At 69.9% G+C, this 17069-nt stretch carries 16 protein-coding genes; 11 read left to right on the top strand and 5 right to left on the bottom strand.

Annotated features, from left to right (window positions below):
* Window positions 1-12 precede the first annotated feature (12 nt).
* Window positions 13-837, bottom strand: a complete 825-nt coding sequence (locus ACGFY9_RS33540) for an urea amidolyase associated protein UAAP1 (protein ID WP_393760414.1) — start codon at window positions 835-837, stop codon at window positions 13-15.
* Between the two features lie 175 nt (window positions 838-1012).
* On the opposite strand from ACGFY9_RS33540, the gene ACGFY9_RS33545 reads away from it, so the two are divergent.
* The 6 genes from ACGFY9_RS33545 (at window position 1013) to ACGFY9_RS33570 (ending at window position 6500) form a co-directional block, all read left to right on the top strand.
* Window positions 1013-1648: a TetR/AcrR family transcriptional regulator gene (locus tag ACGFY9_RS33545; protein WP_393760416.1), complete on the top strand. Its 636-nt coding sequence runs from the start codon at window positions 1013-1015 to the stop codon at window positions 1646-1648.
* A 319-nt stretch (window positions 1649-1967) separates the two neighbouring features.
* The gene (locus ACGFY9_RS33550) at window positions 1968-3554 is read left to right on the top strand and encodes a sensor histidine kinase (RefSeq protein WP_393760418.1); all 1587 of its coding nucleotides are present in this window, start codon (window positions 1968-1970) and stop codon (window positions 3552-3554) included.
* The gene (locus ACGFY9_RS33555) at window positions 3551-3958 is read left to right on the top strand and encodes a roadblock/LC7 domain-containing protein (protein ID WP_393760420.1); all 408 of its coding nucleotides are present in this window, start codon (window positions 3551-3553) and stop codon (window positions 3956-3958) included. The genes ACGFY9_RS33550 and ACGFY9_RS33555 overlap by 4 nt, the downstream gene beginning before the upstream one ends.
* Window positions 3955-4359, top strand: a complete 405-nt coding sequence (locus ACGFY9_RS33560; protein ID WP_393760422.1) for a DUF742 domain-containing protein — start codon at window positions 3955-3957, stop codon at window positions 4357-4359. Before ACGFY9_RS33555 ends, ACGFY9_RS33560 begins: the two co-directional genes overlap by 4 nt.
* Window positions 4340-4960 carry an ATP/GTP-binding protein gene (locus tag ACGFY9_RS33565; protein WP_200680124.1) on the top strand — a complete coding sequence of 207 codons (621 nt, stop codon included), beginning with the start codon at window positions 4340-4342 and terminating at the stop codon, window positions 4958-4960. Before ACGFY9_RS33560 ends, ACGFY9_RS33565 begins: the two co-directional genes overlap by 20 nt.
* 52 nt (window positions 4961-5012) lie before the next feature.
* On the top strand, window positions 5013-6500 hold the full coding sequence (locus ACGFY9_RS33570; protein WP_393760425.1) for a cytochrome P450: 1488 nt from the start codon (window positions 5013-5015) through the stop codon (window positions 6498-6500).
* Here ACGFY9_RS33570 and ACGFY9_RS33575 read toward each other — a convergent pair.
* Both ACGFY9_RS33575 and ACGFY9_RS33580 read right to left on the bottom strand, forming a co-directional pair.
* Entirely contained in the window at window positions 6494-7441 is a 948-nt protein-coding gene (locus ACGFY9_RS33575) for a pseudouridine synthase (RefSeq protein WP_393760427.1), read from the bottom strand. The two genes, ACGFY9_RS33570 and ACGFY9_RS33575, sit on opposite strands and share 7 nt — an antisense overlap.
* A gap of 24 nt (window positions 7442-7465) precedes the next feature.
* Entirely contained in the window at window positions 7466-9019 is a 1554-nt protein-coding gene (locus ACGFY9_RS33580; RefSeq protein ID WP_393760428.1) for an amino acid permease, read from the bottom strand.
* Window positions 9020-9256: 237 nt separating this feature from the next.
* Between ACGFY9_RS33580 and ACGFY9_RS33585 the strand changes: the two genes are divergently transcribed.
* From ACGFY9_RS33585 to ACGFY9_RS33595, 3 genes are all read left to right on the top strand, one after another.
* The gene (locus tag ACGFY9_RS33585; RefSeq protein ID WP_393760430.1) at window positions 9257-9877 is read left to right on the top strand and encodes a PadR family transcriptional regulator; all 621 of its coding nucleotides are present in this window, start codon (window positions 9257-9259) and stop codon (window positions 9875-9877) included.
* A 183-nt stretch (window positions 9878-10060) separates the two neighbouring features.
* Window positions 10061-11080, top strand: coding sequence for an ATP-binding cassette domain-containing protein (locus ACGFY9_RS33590; RefSeq protein ID WP_393760432.1), 1020 nt, complete (start codon window positions 10061-10063; stop codon window positions 11078-11080).
* Window positions 11077-11853 (top strand): ABC transporter permease, encoded by a 777-nt coding sequence (locus tag ACGFY9_RS33595; RefSeq protein ID WP_393760434.1) that lies wholly within the window; start codon window positions 11077-11079, stop codon window positions 11851-11853. Before ACGFY9_RS33590 ends, ACGFY9_RS33595 begins: the two co-directional genes overlap by 4 nt.
* A gap of 90 nt (window positions 11854-11943) precedes the next feature.
* Here the strand turns inward: ACGFY9_RS33595 and ACGFY9_RS33600 are convergent, their stop codons facing one another.
* Together ACGFY9_RS33600 and ACGFY9_RS33605 are read right to left on the bottom strand one after the other, a co-directional pair.
* Window positions 11944-12783, bottom strand: a complete 840-nt coding sequence (locus ACGFY9_RS33600; protein WP_393760436.1) for a siderophore-interacting protein — start codon at window positions 12781-12783, stop codon at window positions 11944-11946.
* Window positions 12784-12872: 89 nt separating this feature from the next.
* A complete protein-coding gene (locus tag ACGFY9_RS33605; RefSeq protein WP_393760507.1) occupies window positions 12873-13802 on the bottom strand; it encodes a 5'-3' exonuclease H3TH domain-containing protein in 930 nt (309 codons plus the stop codon).
* 233 nt (window positions 13803-14035) lie between these two features.
* On the opposite strand from ACGFY9_RS33605, the gene ACGFY9_RS33610 reads away from it, so the two are divergent.
* Both ACGFY9_RS33610 and ACGFY9_RS33615 read left to right on the top strand, forming a co-directional pair.
* Entirely contained in the window at window positions 14036-15121 is a 1086-nt protein-coding gene (locus ACGFY9_RS33610) for a glycine betaine/L-proline ABC transporter ATP-binding protein (protein WP_393760438.1), read from the top strand.
* Window positions 15114-16937, top strand: a complete 1824-nt coding sequence (locus tag ACGFY9_RS33615; protein WP_393760440.1) for an ABC transporter permease/substrate binding protein — start codon at window positions 15114-15116, stop codon at window positions 16935-16937. Before ACGFY9_RS33610 ends, ACGFY9_RS33615 begins: the two co-directional genes overlap by 8 nt.
* Window positions 16938-17069 lie beyond the last annotated feature (132 nt).

Raw genomic sequence — 17069 nt, forward strand, 5'->3', positions numbered from 1 at the left:
CGTCCTCGGTCTTCATATGAGCCCCCTCGCGGCAAGGAATTCGGCGGTGTTCAGGAAGGCGCGGCGGCCCTCGGGGGTCGCCTCCCACAGCGGGTCGCCCGGCTTGGTGGCCTCGGCGCGCCAAGCGAGCACTTCCAGCGGGGTGTTGACGTATTCGGTGCGCGGGTCGGCCGGATGCGCCACGTTCGCGATCAGTACGGTCACGTCCTGTTCGGCGCGCAAGGTGACGCTGCCGCCCGGGCCGGTCGAGCCGGTGAAGTCGAGGGAGCCGTCGTCGCGGATCTGGACGCCCTGGAAGAAGGAGAGCGAGGGTGGCAAGTCGCGTGGTTCCAGGCCGTTCTTGGCGGCGGCGAGCTTGAACAGCTCCCGCCCGGCAGGGGAGTCGGACTGCGGGGTGCCGTCGCCGTAGCGCTCGGTGTTGCGGACCAGGGTGGAGGTGCCGCACAGCGCGTCGTGGCGGCCGGAGGTGTCGGCGACGAGGGAGGCGAGGACGCGGCCCTGGTCGGAGAGGAGGAGCTGGCCCTCGCCGAGGTAGGCGTTCCACTGGACCTTGACCGTGTCGGCGACGTTGAGGCGTTCCCACGGTCGGTCGGCCGCGTACAGGAGCAGGTGGGCGCAGGCGTCGCCGCGCAGGTCGGTCAGGCGGAGTTCGGTGCCGCGGGCCAGGACGCGGTGGGTGTAGTTGCCGCCCGCGACGGTCTCGGCCCACACCAGGTGGCCCGCCTCGCAGGGCGGCGCCGGCCAGTCGCCGGCCGGGACGACGGGCATCGCCTCGGCCCGCTCGCCCTCCTGGGCGCGGGCGTGGTCGCGGGCTCCGTAAGTGGTCGCTGTCGCCATCGCGGGGGACCTCCGGCTGCGGGGACGTCTTGGTCGTGCGGCATTTCTGTCGCTCGACAGAAATTAGGAGGCGGGCGGGTCGCCGGGGTTGCCCGGGTGTTGCCGCTCGGTTACCGAGCCCTCACGAAGATCACCAGGAGTCCGTGGTCCGGGGCCGTGTGCGAGGATCGAACGCATGGGGACGACAGGTGCACAGGGGGGCCGCCGGGTCGGCAGGCCGCGGGCCGATCAGCGGCCGGACAGTGGCCTGTCCCCGCGCGCCGAACTGCTCTCCGCCGCCGCCGAGTTGTTCACCACCCGCGGCTACGCCGCCACCACGACCCGGGCTGTCGCCGAGCGCGCGGGCATGCGGCAGGCGTCGATGTACCACTACGTCTCCGGCAAGGAGGAGCTGCTCGCGGATCTGCTGGAGTCCACGGTCACCCCGTCGCTGGCCTACGCCCGGGAACTCCTCGCGGACGACGCGACCCCGGCCGAGGACCGGCTGTGGGAGCTGTGCCGTACCGACGTCGAGCTGCTGTGCGGCGGCTCGCACAACCTCGGCGGGCTCTATCTGCTGCCCGAAGTGCGCGCCGAGCGTTTCGCCGGCTTCCATGCCGTGCGTGCCGAACTCAAGGACGCCTACCGGCAGTTGCTCGCCGCGACGGCGGCGGGCGGGGCGCTCGCCAAGAGCGAGTTGGAGCTGCGGACGGATCTGGTCTTCGGGCTGATCGAGGGTGTCATCCTCGTGCACCGCTCCGACCCCGAGCGGCCGGTGTCCGCCTTCGCGGAGGCGACGGCCGACGCGGCATTGCGCATCGCCGGAATCTGATCCGGAATTCGGGCCCGAACCCGAGCCGGAATCGGTGCTTCACTCCTTACGGTGAGTGATTTTCGTATGCCCGTTCACTGTGACTCGCTGTGTGCGATTGAAGCCTCAGCGTGTAAATGGGCTGAGGGTACTCCCCTTCTGTGTCCCTTTTCAGGGGCTTGCCGAATATGACACAGCGGTGATCCGGTCGGACTAAGCTCGCCCGCAGCGCACCGAGTTGGGCTGTATTCGTGCGCTTGTTCCCAAACATGCAAAAGATGCAGAAGCTCCCCCCAGATTTCCTTGATCCCCCCAGCCGACCCGTCTTTAGAGGGCATACATGGTGAGTGTTCAATCGCCCCCCGGTGGCCGTGAACTTCCCTACGCGCGCGTGCTGTTGCCGCCTGCCATAGTGATGGCCGCGGCGACCGGGGCCGCCGTCGCCCTGGTGGCGGGGCCTGCCCGGATCGCCGTCGGCTGGTGCGGAGCCGTCGCCACCCTTCTGGTGATCGTGACTGCGGCCGAAGCGGTACGCCGTGGCCGCAACCTGCGGGACGCTCGCGCCGAGCACGACCGTCACACCGCGTATCTGGAACGGCGGCTCGCCGACCAGAACACGGAGATGCTCCGGCTCGGCAAGGAGATCCTGCCCGCCACGCTCTACCGGCTCAGCAGCGGAGAATCCCCCGGAGAGGTGATTCGCCAAGTCGTCGACGCCGATCCCGACTGGCGGCAACTTCCGCAGCCGCAGCGCGACTTGCTCAGGACGGTGCTCAACATCGTCCAGCGCGAGGAGAACATGCGTGACTCCGCGCAGCGTTCCTTCGTCAGCATCGCCCGCCGTGTCCAGGCCATCGTCCACCAACAGGCCAAGGAACTCCGGGAGATGGAGGAGGACCACGGCCGTAACCCCGAGGTCTTCGACGACCTCCTGCGCATCGACCACGGCACCGCGCTGATCGGCCGTCTCGCCGACTCCATCTCGGTGCTCGGCGGTGGCCGTCCCGGTCGCCAGTGGCCCGAACCGGTGCCGCTGTACAGCGTGTTGCGCGGCGCCATGTCCCGCATCCTGGAGTACCGCCGCATCGAGCTGCACTCCATCGCCAAGGTCAACATCCGCGGCATCTCCGTCGAGCCGGTCATCCACGCGGCGGCCGAACTCCTCGACAACGCCACGCGTTACTCGCCCCCGCAGACCAAGGTGCACGTCACCGCCGTAGAGGTGCAGACCGGTGTCGCCATCGAGATCGAGGACGGCGGCGTCAGCCTCAGCGAGGAGTCGCGGGCGCGGGCCGAGGGCATGCTGGAGCGCGCCAAGGCCGGCACCGACCTCCAGGACCTCGGTGAGAGTCCGCGCCTGGGCCTGGCCGTCGTCGGCCGGCTGTGTGCGACGTACAACATGCAGATCTCGCTGCGTGCCTCGGCGTACGGCGGCGTCCGTGCCGTCCTCATCGTGCCCAGCGAGATGCTCACCCCCGGCACCGCGCCCGGACTCGCCCACGGCATCGGCGCCACCGCCCTGCCCAAGGCGGAGCTCGGCGCGGTCGACGGTCCCAAGCGCACGATCAAGCGGCGCCGCCCCACGAGCCCGCGCATCCCGGCCTCGGTGAGCATGGAGGACGAGGTTCCCGAGGTCACCGAGTGGACGGCGGGCGGCCTGCCGCAGCGCCGCAGCCGGGTCAAGGTCCCGCTCGCCCAGCGGTACGCCGAACAGGCCGCCGCCGAGCGCGCCGAGGCCGCCGCACGGGAGGCCCGCTCCGCCTGGGGCACGCCCGAGCCCGAGCCGGAGAAGAAGGACGAACCCGAACCGGGCCTGTGGGTCGAGGCGTTCATGGAAGGCCTCAAGGGTGACCCGGACCCGACCGCTTTCACCCAGAAGACCGAGCCGGCCCGAGTCGAGGCCGACGACGAGGGGGACCTCAAGTGATCCAGCAGCGAGCCAACTTCGACTGGATGCTCAAGGATCTCGCCGACGGCGTGCCCGGCATCCAGCAGATCGTGGTCCTGTCCGCCGACGGGCTGCGCATCGCCCGCTACGGCGGCGACCCCGACGCGGCCGACCGCGTCGCCGCGGCCTGCGCCGGACTGCAGAGCCTGGCGAGTGCCGTCGCCTCCGAGATCCCGCGCAGTGACGGCCGGATGAAGATGGTCATCATCGAGATCAACGGCGGCTACTTCTATCTGATGGCCGCGGGTGCCAACGCCTATCTGGCCGTCCTGTCCGACGTGGTCGCCGAGCCCGGCCTGATGAGCAACCGCATGCGTGACCTCGTCGTCAGAATCGGCGCCCACCTCACCAGCCCGCCGAGGCGCAACGGGCAGACCGTATGACTCCTCCGCAACGCCAGCGGCGACAACCCGCGGAGAAACCGCCGCCCGAACCCGGCAAGAAACCGGGCGAAGGGAAGATCCCCGAGCGGCTGTACGTGCTCACCGGCGCGGCCGAGGACGGCGACCGGGCCGAACTCGACCTGGTGACGCTGATCGTGGCCCGCGCCGACGTGCCGCAGTCCGCCACCCCCGAGCAGGCGACCCTGCTCCGGCTCTGTATCTCCCCCCTGTCCGTGGCCGAGCTGTCGGCCTATCTCAACCTGCCGTACAGCGTGGTGACCGTCCTGCTCACCGAGCTGCTGGCGGCCGAACTGGTGCAGGCGCGCGCCCCGATCGTCCGCCAGGCGCTCCCCGACCGTTCCCTCCTCGAAGCGGTGATGCATGGACTTCAAAAGCTCTGACACCATCACGGGCCCTCGGACCGAGGACCATCTCCCGCACACGGCCCAGGCCGCGGTGAAGATCGTGATCGTCGGCGGCTTCGGGGTCGGCAAGACGACCATGGTCGGTTCGGTCAGCGAGATCAGGCCGCTGACCACCGAGGAGACCATGACGCAGGCCGGCGTCGGCGTCGACGACAACTACGGCTCGGAGAGCAAGACGGCCACCACCGTCGCGATGGACTTCGGCCGCATCAGCATCACCGACCAACTGGTGCTGTACCTGTTCGGCACCCCCGGCCAGGAACGCTTCTGGTTCCTGTGGAACGGGCTGTTCGAGGGCGCGCTCGGCGCGGTGGTGCTGATCGACACGCGGCGCCTGGAAGTCAGCTTCGACGTCATAGGACGGCTGGAGGAGCGCGGGGTGCCGTTCGTGATCGCGGTCAACTCCTTCCCGGACGGCCCGCATTACCCCATCGAGGACCTGCGTACGGCGCTCGACCTGTCCCCGGACATCCCCATCATCGAGTGCGACGCGCGCCGCCGCGCCTCCAGCCGGGACGTCCTGATGACGCTGATGCGCTTCCTGCACTCCCTGGCGATGACGGGCTCACTGACCTGACCCGCCCAACTCCCCCGACACCGGATTCACTTCAGTTCTCGGAGCGATCACCGTGACGCCTGAACACACCTTCCCGACCGATACGGACGACACCAGGCTCGGCCCGCCCCCCGGCTGCCCCGCGCACGGCCAGGGGCCCGGGGGACTGCACCGGCTGTACGGCCCCGACGCGGCGGACCTGGGCGCCCTCTACGAGCAGCTCCGCGCCGAACACGGCCCCGTGGCACCGGTGTTGCTCCACGACGACGTACCGATCTGGGTCGTCCTCGGGCACACAGAGAACCTGCACATGGTGCGTACGCCCTCGCAGTTCAGCCGGGACAGCCGCATCTGGACGCCGCTGCGCGAGGGCATGGTCAAGCCCGACCACCCGCTGATGCCGCACATCGCCTGGCAGCCCATCGCCTCGCACGCCGAGGGCGACGAACACCTGCGGCTGCGCGGCGCGGTCACCGGCGCCATGTCGACCATCGACCCGCGCGGCATCCGCCGGCACATCAACCGCTACACCCAGATCCTCGCCAACACCTTCTGCGAGCAGGGGCACGCCGAACTCGTCAGCCAGTTCTGCGAGCACCTGCCGATGGCCGTGCTGTGCGAGATCCTCGGCATGCCCGACGAGTACAACGACCAGATGGTGGAGGCCGCCCGCGACGCCCTCAAGGGCACCGCGACCGCCATCACCAGCCACCAGTACGTCATGGACGCGTTGACCCGGCTCACCGCCCTGCGCCGGGCCGAACCCGCGGACGACTTCACCAGCCACCTCGTCATGCACCCGGCGGGGCTCAGCGACGACGAGGTCAGGGAGCACCTGCGGCTCGTCCTCTTCGCCGCCTACGAGGCCACCACCAACCTCCTCGCCAACGCGCTGCGCATGGTCATCACCGACCCGCGCTTCCGCGCCCAGCTCAACGGCGGGCAGATGACGGTGCCGGAGGCGGTCGAGCAGTCGCTGTGGGACGAGCCGCCGTTCAGCACCGTCTTCGCGTACTTCGCCAAGCAGGACACGGAGTTGGGCGGCCAGCGCATCCGCAAGGGCGACGGGTTGTTGTTCGCACCGGCGCCGGGGAACGTCGACCCCCGGGTGCGTCCCGACCTCAAGGCCAACATGATGGGCAACCGCTCCCACCTGGCCTTCGGCGGCGGGCCGCACGAGTGCCCCGGCCAGGACATCGGCCGCGCCATCGCCGACACCGGGGTGGACGCGCTGCTGATGCGGCTCCCGGACATCGAACTCGACTGCGACGAGGGCGAGTTGAGCTGGACGTCGTCGATCGCCTCCCGCCACCTGGTGGAGCTGCCGGTGCAGTTCGCCCCGAAGCCCCCGCAGGACGTCTCGGAGAAGCCGGGCCACGCGGCGGTCCCGCAACCCCGCCACACCTGGCACGTGGGCATGCCGTCGGACCCGCAGCCCGCGCCCGCCGCGATGCCGCAACCCGTCGAGGTGACGGCTCCGCCGGAGCCGGCTCCGACTCCGGAACCGGTACGTCAACTCGGCGCGTGGCAGCGGTTCTTGAGGTGGTGGCGGGGCTACTGACCGGCCCAGTCCTCGTACGAGGACCAGGCTTCGAGCACCCGCCCGCTACGGAACCGGTGCTCGGTCCCCGTGACCGGATCGGTGAACTCCAGTGCCCGCGCCAGCAGTTGGAGCGGCCGCCGGAAATCACCGTCCGGCACGGGGTCGTCGACCAAGGGATACAGTGGATCACCGAGGATGGGCACGCCCAACGCGCTCATGTGGACGCGCAGTTGATGCGTCTGCCCGGTACTGGGCACCAGCCGGTACCGGGCGAGCCCGTCCCCCCGCTCTTCCTCCAACTCGACCCGGCTGACGGCGTTGACCTCACCCTCGACCTGCCGGGCGGCCATCACCCCACGCTCCTTGACAATGCGGGAGCGCACGGTCGTAGGAAGGTCGAGCCCGGAGTCGTACGACGCGACGGCCTCGTACTCCTTCCGTACCCGCTTCTCCCGGAACAGCGCCTGGTACGCGCCCCGTTCCTCGGGCCGCACCGTGAACAGCACGAGCCCGGCGGTGAGTCGGTCGAGCCGGTGCGCGGCGCCGAGATCCGGGATCCCCAACTCCCTGCGCAGTCGCGCCAACGCCGTCTCGACGACGTGACTGCCGCGCGGGGTGGTCGCGAGGAAGTGCGGCTTGTCGGCGACGACGATGTGCTCGTCGCGGTAGACGACGTCCACGGGGAAGGGCACCGGCACTTCGACGGGCAGCTCCCGGTGGAACCACACGAACATCCCGGGTTCGTACGGCGACCCGGCCACGCTCGTCCCGTCCACCCCGACGAACAGCCCGTCGTCCATCATCTGGTCGACGACCCCGTCACCCGCCCCCGAGAGCCGGTCCACCAGGTACTCGCGCACGGTGGCCCACGACTCCTCGGGGGGCAGACGGACCCGCACCGGGTCGACTCCGGCGCGCTGGGGGAGGGGGGAGGGCGGGATACGGCGTTTTCGGGTCATTGGGGTCAAGGGTAGGCGGTGGGGTCAGGCGGGGACCGCTTCGGGAGCCTCCTCCGCGACCGTACGGGCGCGGTACGCCCGGTACCCGAAGCCGGCCCCCACCGTCACCACCAGGAACAACACCGTGAACCACTGGAAGTACCAGTGCCCACCCGCCGGGTCGTACACGGCGGCCCGCGGCCACGCCAGGTTGACCGTCATGACGAGGCCGTAGACGAGCGCCAAGGCGTTGACCGGTACTCCCCACCGCCCCAGGGAGAAGAGGCGCGCGCCCGTCTCGTCCGTGCCGGCCACCTCGAACTCGCCGCGCACGCGGCGGAACAGCAGCGGGCCCGTCACCATCGCGTACGCGAGGTACAGCATCACGATGCAGGTGGTGCCGATGGCGAGGAACGCGTCCGGGGAGGCGAAGTTGAGGAGGAGCAGGGCGGCCGAGAGGATGCCCACGACGATGGCGGGGGCGCTGGGCATGCCGGTGCGGGGGTTGACCTTGGACAGGCGGGCGGAGAACGGGAGTTGGCCGTCCCGGGCCATGGAGAAGAGCATGCGGCAGGCCGCCGTCTGGATGGCCAGGGTCGCTACCGCGATCGCCACCACCACGTCCGCCAGCAACGCCTTGCCGACGCCGTCGCCGAGGCTGCTCGTGAGGACGTAGCTGAGGCCGTCGACGCCCAGGTGGCCGTCGGTCAGGCTGGGGGCCGCGAGCAGGCCGCCGAGGATGATCAGGCCGCCGAGCAGGCCGGCGGCGCTGAGCGCGGTGAGGATCGTGCGGGGCGCGGTGCGGCGCGGGTTGTGGGTCTCCTCGCTCATCTCGCCCGCGCTGTCGAAGCCGATCATTACGTACGCCGCCGTGAACGAGCCGACCAGCAGGGCACCGAGCAGTCCGCCCTCCAGGCTGCCGGTCGTGTGGAAGGTGATGCTCGGGGTCCGCTTCGAGTGGGTCAGGAGGAGGACGACGATCAGGATCGCGCCGATGATCTCCGCCGTCACGCCGACCCGGTTGATGACCGACATCACGCGGTTGTCGAGGATGTTCACCAGCGTCGTCAGGACCAGCAGGATCACGCCCAGGACCGCCGCGTTGGCCGCGCCGTCCGGGGAGGTGGGGGCCGGGTCGCCGCCCACCAGCTGGAAGCCCGACCAGATCGCCGGCAGCACCATCTGAAGGGCCAGGGCGGCCGCCGCCACCACCACGATCTGGCCGATCACCATGATCCAGCCCGCGAACCAGCCGAAGGTCGCGTTGGAAAGGCGTGACGACCACTGGTAGATCGCGCCCGAGATCGGGTAGCGCGCGGCCAGTTCCGCGAAGCAGGCGGCCACCAGGAGCTGGCCGGCCAGCACGATCGGCCAGGCCCAGAAGAAGACGGGGCCGCCGAACGCGTACCCGAAGGCGAAGAACTGGAAGACGGTCGTCAGTACGGAGATGAAGGAGAACCCGGCCGCGAACGACGCGTACCGGCCGAGGCTGCGGTGCAGCTCCTGGCGGTAGCCGAACTCCGCGAGTGAGGCGTCGTCGGGGGAAGGGGAGGAGTGGGGCGGGTCGGGGCGTATGTCGGAGGTGGTGGTTGTGGTCACGGCGGCACCTGCCTTCGGCGCAGGAGAGCGGAATCCTGACGGCGACAGCGGAATTCCTGTCGGGTGACAGAAATTAGGGAGAGGCTGTTTCGGCCGCGTCACGCCGCCGTGTCCGCGGCGGGCCTAAGTCCTCACGCTCTTGCCTTCGCCGTCAAAACGCGATACATCGTGTGTGTTGACGCTTGGCGCGCACTCGCGATATGTTCGGCCACGGATATTCGGAAGCGAGGTATGGCCATGCCGCCCAGGCGCCGCAAGCTCGGCAACCCGCTGGCACTCACCGTGCTGGTCACCCTCTGGCAGGGCCCGATGCATCCGTACGAGATCGCCCAGACCCTGCGCCGCCAGGGCAAGGACAGCACCACGAAGATCAACTACGGCTCGCTCTACACGGTCGTGCAGAACCTGGAGAAACACGGTTTCGTCGAGGTCACCGACGTGGAGCGGCAGGGGAACCGCCCCGAGCGCACGGTCTACGGCATCACCGACGCGGGCCGCGAGGAAGCCGTCGAGTGGCTCTCCGACCTGCTGGCCGTGCCGGTCAAGGAGTTCCCGATCTTCGAGACCGCGCTTCCGCTCGTCGGGGTCATCCACCCTGACGAGGTGGTGCGGCTTCTTGAGGAGCGGGTGCAGAACCTCGACCTCCAGGCGGCGAGCGCGCGCGGTGCGCTGGAGAAGCTGTACGAGACGCTGCCCCGGCTCTTCCTGGTGGAGAGCGAGTACCAGTTGCACATGGTCCGGGCGCAGGCGGAGTGGATCCGGGGTCTCGTCGACGAGATCAAGAAGGGCTCACTGCCCGGCGTCGAGGGCTGGCGCCGCTTCCACGAAACGGGGGAGCTGCCGACGGAGTTCACCTAGACACGAAGAACCCCGACCGGGCTGTTGGAGCAGCCCCGCCGGGGTCACGAACCCCGAACTGACCCGCCGTGCGGCGAAGCCAGGCGATCGAGGTGCGGCACACCCAGGATAGCCGGGCGCTCTTCACGCGGATCAGTCGTGACCTTTCACATCGCACATCCGCTCATTCCTTGGAGAGCTGTCATGGGCAGTACCCGTGCGCCCGCGGTCGAGGCGCGTCAACTGATCAAGACCTATTCCGGCGATGTCACCGCCCTCAACGGCATGGACATCACCGTCGAGCCCGGCACCGTCTTCGGCCTCCTCGGGCCGAACGGCGCCGGCAAGTCCACCACCGTCAAGATCCTCACCACCCTCGCCAGGCCCGACTCCGGCACGGCCACCGTCGCCGGCCACGACGTGCTGCGCCACCCCGACCGGGTCCGCCGCGCGATCGGCGTGGTCGCCCAGAACTCGGGCGCGGACCCGACGGCGACCGGCCGCGAGAACCTCCAACTCCAGGGCCGGCTCTACGGCTTGAGGGGCACCGCCCTCGCGAAGCGGGTGGACGAGCTCCTCGACCGCTTCACCCTCGCCGAGGCCGCGAAGCGTCCGGTGAAGGGCTACTCCGGCGGTATGCGCCGCCGCCTGGACGTGGCGCTCGGCCTGGTGCACCGGCCCGAGGTGCTCTTCCTCGACGAGCCCACCACCGGCCTGGACCCGGAGGCCCGCACCGCGATGTGGGACGAGATCGGCCGGCTCGCGGGGGAGGAGGGGCTGACCATCCTGCTCACCACGCACTACCTCGAAGAGGCCGACCGGCTCGCCGAACGCATCGCGATCGTCGACCGCGGCCGGGTCGTCGTGGAGGGCACCCCCGACTCGCTCAAGGGCGAACTCCGGGGCGACGCCGTCCACTTGGAGCTGCGGGGGGAAGGGGTCGGCGACGCCGGTCGTACGCTGCTGCGGAACACCCTCGTCGGACTGCCGGGCGTGCGCGAGGTGCTGGTCGACGGGCGCCGGGTCAGTGCCCGCGCCGACGACGGAGCGGCCGCGATGCCCGTCCTGCTGGCGGCGTTCGAGCGGGCCGGAGTCGGAGTCGCCAGCGCGACCGTCGCCCGTCCCTCGCTGGACGACGTCTATCTCCGCTACGCGGGCCGCCGTTACTCCGAGGCCGACGCGAACAGCACCGGGCAGCTCGCGGTCGCCGGAGGTGCGCGATGAGCACCGCCGTCTCCCAGACCTGGTACATGACGCAGCGTCAACTCATGGTGTTCGCACGGCAGCCCGCCTTCGCGGTCATCACCCTCATCCAGCCGGTGATCTGGCTGTTCCTGTTCGGCAACCTCTTCAAGAAGGTCGTCGAACTCGGCGGCTTCGGCACCACCTCGTACCTGGACTACCTCGTCCCGGGCGTGGTCGTGATGAGCGCCCTCAGCTCCAACATGTGGGCGGGCATGGGCACGTTGGAGGAGATCCAGCGCGGCACGCTGAACCGCTTCCTGACCACTCCGGTCAGCCGGGCCGCGCTGATGAACGGCAACGTCGTCAACAACGGCCTAGTCACCGCGCTCCAGTCGGCGATCATCGTGCTGCTCGGTCTGCTCGGCGGCGCCGACTACCCGGGCGGCATCGCCGGCATCGCGATCCTGATCGTGGCCTCCGTGCTGCTGGGCACGGTCTTCGGGGCACTGTCCAACGCGCTCGGCATGCTGGTGCGGCAGCGGGAGTCGATCATCGGCATCAACACCTTCCTGCTGCTGCCGCTGACGTTCCTGTCCAGCGCCTTCATGGCGCCGTCCCAGATGCCCTCGTGGATGCGGCACATCGCCGACTTCAACCCGCTCAACTGGGCGATGGTGGCGGGCCGTTCAGCGATGAGCGAGCACCCCGACTGGGGCGACGTGCTCACCCGCGGCGGCGCGCTGCTGGCACTCGCGGTGGCAGCGGTTTGGCTGTCGATCCGCACGTTCAGGTCATACCAACGGTCGGTATAAGCGCCCCGAAAGGGGCGCGGGGAACGGCGCGACCAGCCACGACGGCGCGGCAGACGCCAATGCTCCGTCGTGGCACCCCCTGTGGCGCACCTACGCGGCAACGCCCTCCTGCTCCGCCTCGATCTTCGCGTTCCACTCCCGCTTCGACGCCTGCCAGCCGTCCTCGTTGTGGCCCAGGCGCCAGTAGCCGGAGATCGAGAGGTCCTCGCGCGGGATCGCCAACTCGACGCGCAGCAGGGCGCGGAGGTCCTTCACGAAGGCCGCCTCGCCGTGCACGAACGCGTGCATCCGGCCCTCCGGGAACTCCAGCGCCCGTACGGCCTCGGCGAGCGCCTCGCCGACGGGACGGTCGCCGCGGTGCAGCCAGACGACCTCGATGTCGGAGTCGATCTTCTGCTCCTCCTCGGGGCCGGAGACCTCCACGAAGGCGTGGGCCGTGGCGCCCTTGGGCAGCGACTCCAGGGCACGGGCGATCGCGGGCAGCGCGCTCTCGTCACCGGCGAGCAGATGCCAGTCGGCGCCCGCGTCGGGGGCGTAGGCGCCGCCGGGGCCCATGAAGTGGACGGTCTCGCCCGGCTGGACGCGGGTCGCCCACGGGCCGGCGAGGCCCTCGTCGCCGTGGATCACGAAGTCCAGGGTCATTTCGAGGTGCTCGGGGTCCCAGGCGCGCACGGTGTAGGTGCGGGTCACCGGCCACTGCTCGCGCGGGAACTCGGCGCGGATGCGCTCCACGTCGAAGGGCTCGGGGTAGACCGCGCCCCCGGCCGGGAACAGCAGTTTCACGTAATGGTCGGTGCAGGTGTCCGCCGAGAACCCGGCCAGACCCTCGCCACCGAGCACCACGCGCTGCATGTGAGGGGTCAGGCGCTCGGTGCGGACGACCTGCGCGGAGTGGGGCTTACGCGGCTTCCGTGCCGGACGTTCTGCCATGACGGCCTCCCAGATTCCCATGCTTAGGCTTACCTAAGCTAGCACTACATTCTCTGTGAAAGGCAAGAAAGAAAGGGCAAGAACAATGCTTACGCGCCCAGCGTGGTGAGCAGTCGCTGCAATGATCCGCCCAGCCCCCAGCGCTCCGCCAGTGCGCCCACCAGCTCCGGGTCGCGCGGGGCGTGCGGCAGCGCCGGGTCGACATCGGGCAGCGGTACGTCGTCGGCGACCCGGACGACCTTGGGCGCGACCGCGACGTACGGCCGCGACTCGTCGAGGCGCTTGCGCTGCGAGGGCGTCAGCTTCGACCTGGGGTCGTCGATCGCCGCCATGATGCCGGGCACGTCACCGAACTCGGCGAGGAGTTTCGCCGCCGTTTTCTCGCCGATGCCGGGGACGCCGGGCAGACCGTCGCTGGGGTCGCCGCGCAGCAGCGCCAGATCCACGTAGCCGCGGCCGTCGACGCCGTACTTCTCGCGCAGGAACGCCTCGTCGGTGACCTGGAGCGAGCCGACGCCCTTGATCGGATACAGGACCCGGATCCCGCGGGCGTCGTCGACGAGCTGGTACAGGTCGCGGTCGCCGGTGACGATGTCGACCGGGCCCTTCGCGTGCGCCGTGAACGTGCCGATCACGTCGTCGGCCTCGTACGGCTCGACGCCCACGCGCGCGATGCCGAGCGCGTCCAGGACGGCCTCGATGATCGGCACCTGTGGCGAGAGCGTGTCCGGGATCTCCTCCGCGTCCGGGCCGCTCTCGCGCACCTCGGCGACGCGGTGCGCCTTGTAGGTGGGGATCAGGTCGACCCGCCACTGCGGCCGCCAGTCCGCGTCCATGCACGCCACCAGCTGGTCGGGGCGGTGGTCCTTGACCAGCCGGTCGATGAATTCGAGCAGCCCGCGCACGGCGTTCACCGGCGTCCCGTCCGGCGCCTTCACGGACTCCGGGACGCCGAAGTAGGCGCGGAAGTAGAGCGAGGCGGTGTCGAGAAGCATCAGTCGTCCGGTCACGCCTCGCATCATGCCGCACGACGGGGCGACGACCACCCCTCCCTGTCACCCGGAGCGACCAGCACCGCCGGCTCCGGAAGCGCGGACACCCCTGGCTGGTGAGCTGGACCACTCCTGTGTTTGCGCCCGGGAAGCCTGGGAAGGCGCGGCCTCGGAGCGATGCCGGTTGCACATTCAACCGTCGAGGGCCCTTCAGGTCTCTCGCCGTCGCCTCCCGTCCTGCCCCCGATCGAGAGGTACGCGTGTCAGCCAGGCTAGAAGCCGAGCATCTGTACAAGGTGTTCGGCAGACGACCCGACCAGGCAGTCGAACGGCTCCGTGAAGGAGCCGACCGGGAGGAACTGCGCGCCGACGGCACCACAGCCGCCGTGATCGACGCCTCCTTCTCCGTCGCACCGGGCCAGATCTTCGTCGTCATGGGCCTGTCCGGCTCCGGCAAGTCGACCCTCCTGCGGATGCTCAACGGACTCCTGGAGCCCACCGCGGGCCGTGTCCTCTTCGACGGCCAGGACCTGACCGCGCTCGGCGATCGCGAACTCCGCGAGGTCCGCGCCCGCAAGATCAGCATGGTCTTCCAGCACTTCGCGCTCTTCCCGCACCGCAGCGTCCGTGAGAACGCCGCCTACGGCCTGTCCGTGCAGGGCGTGCCCCGCGCCGAGCGCGAAGCCCGCGCCGACGAGGCGCTCGCCCTGTGCGGCCTGGCCGGCTGGGAGGACTCCTGGCCCGACGAGCTGTCCGGCGGTATGCAGCAGCGTGTCGGCCTGGCCCGCGCCCTCGCCACCGACGCCGACCTGCTTCTCATGGACGAGTCGTTCAGCGCGCTCGACCCGCTGATCCGCCGGGACATGCAGGACCGACTCCTGGAACTGCAGAAGTCGTTGAAGAAGACGATCGTCTTCATCACGCACGACCTCAACGAGGCCATGCGCCTGGGCGACCGCATCGCCGTCATGCGCGACGGCCGCATCGTCCAGACCGGCACCGCCGAGGACATCCTCGTCCGCCCCGCCGACGCCTACGTCTCCTCCTTCATCCAGGACGTCGACCGCTCCCGGGTCCTCACCGCGAGCTCCGTCATGGACACCGACCTGCGCGGCGACGAAGCCGACTGCGCCTGTGAGACCGCGACGCCGGACACGCCGTTCAACGACCTGTGCGCGATCAGCGCCCGCCTCACGCACGCCGTCGCGGTGCTCGACAAGGACCACGAACTCGTCGGTGTCGTCCCGCGGCAGCGCCTGGTCGCCTTCCTCGGCGACGAGCAGCACGAACCCACCCCCTGTGTCAGTCCGCGCGACGGCGGCGAGAAGGTGACCGCCCATGCCTAGGCTCCCGCTCGGCGACTGGGTCGACTCCGGTGTCGACTGGCTCCTCGCCCACATGTCCTGGCTCTTCGACGCGATCAAGACCGTCGTCGAGGGCATGTACGACGGCATCAACGCCGTCCTCACCGCCCCCGAACCCCTGCTCCTCGCGGGCATCTTCGCCGTGATCGCCTGGTGGCTGCGCGGACTGGTCGCGGGTGTCCTGGCCTTCGCCGGGTTCCTGCTCATCGACTCGCTCGACCTGTGGGACCGGGCCATGTCGACCCTGGCCCTGGTGCTCGTCGCGACCGTCATCGCCCTGGTGATCTCGATCCCGCTGGGCATCTGGGCGGCCCGCTCCAAGACGGTCAGCACGGTCGTACGGCCCGCTCTCGACCTGCTCCAGACGATGCCGTCGATGGTGCTGCTGATCCCGGCGATCCTCTTCTTCGGGCTCGGCACCTCGGCAGGCGTGATCGCCACCCTGATCTTCGCGCTCGCCCCCGGCGTCCGCATGACCGAGCTGGGCATCCGCCAGGTCGACGCCGAACTCGTCGAGGCCGCCGAGGCGTTCGGCACCTCACCGCGCGACACCCTGCTGCGCGTCCAGCTGCCGCTGGCGCTCCCGACGATCATGGCGGGCATCAACCAGGTCATCATGCTGGGCCTGTCGATGGTCGTCATCGCCGGCATGGTCGGGACCGGCGGCCTCGGCGGCGCCGTCAACGAGGCCATCGGCCAGCTCGACATCGGCTTCGGCTTCGAGGCGGGCGTGGGCATCGTCGTCCTCGCGATCTACCTCGACCGTATGACCAGCGCACTCGGCACCCAGATCTCCCCGCTCGGCCGCCGCGCCGCCGCCAAGGCCCGCGCGGCCGGCACCGCCAAGCCCTGGAACTACCGCCCCCGCCCGGCGTTCGCCGTGATCGGCGTGGTCGTCCTCGCCCTCGTGGCCAGCGGCATCGGCGTCTTCGGCTCCTCCTCCGGCACGAAGGCGGCCTCCGCCACCGACGTCGGCAAGGGCAAGAACATCACCATCGGCTACATCCCTTGGGACGAGGGAATCGCCTCCACCTTCCTCTGGAAGGAGATCCTGGAGGAGCGCGGCTACAAGGTGACGACCACCCAGTACGCGGCCGGCCCGCTGTACACCGGCCTCGCCACCGGCCAGGTCGACTTCCAGACCGACTCCTGGCTGCCCACCACGCACGCCGAGTACTGGAAGAAGTACGGCAAGCAGCTCGACGACCTCGGCAGCTGGTACGGCTCCACGTCCCTGGAGCTGACCGTCCCGTCGTACGTGAAGGACGTCAACACCCTCGCGGACCTCAAGACCCACGCCTCCGAGTTCGGCGGCAGGATCACCGGCATCGAACCGAGCGCCGGAATGATGGGCCTCCTGAAGACCAAGGTGCTCAAGGAGTACGGCCTCCAGGGCTCCTACGACGTCGTCGACGGCTCCACCCCGGCGATGCTGGCCGAGCTGAAGCGGGCGTACGCCAAGAAGCAGCCGATCGTCGTCACGCTCTGGTCGCCGCACTGGGCGTACAGCGACTACAAGCTGAAGAAGCTCAAGGACCCGAAGAACGCCTGGGGCAAGGGCGACGGCGTGCACACCGTCGCGCGCAAGGGCTTCGCCGACGGCAACCCCGACGTGGGGAAGTGGCTGAAGGACTTCAGGATGACCGAGTCCCAGCTCACCGGTCTGGAGGCGCAGATCCAGAAGTCCGGCAAGGGCCAGGAGCAGGACGCCGTCCGCACCTGGCTGAAGCAGCACCCCGGCCTCGTCGACCAGTTGGCGCCGGTCGCGAAGAACCAGAAGAGCCAGGCGGCCGGGTGACCTGACAGTCCCGGAGCCGCCGTCCCAGAGGTGGGCCTCACCGCACGTTCCCCCCTTCGTGCGGCGGGGCCCACCTTTGTCGGTGCCCCGATCCGGTACGAAAAGGATCCGGCCAACCACATAGCGCTACGA

Source organism: Streptomyces sp. NPDC048504 (assembly GCF_043200035.1).
GTDB lineage: Bacteria > Actinomycetota > Actinomycetes > Streptomycetales > Streptomycetaceae > Streptomyces.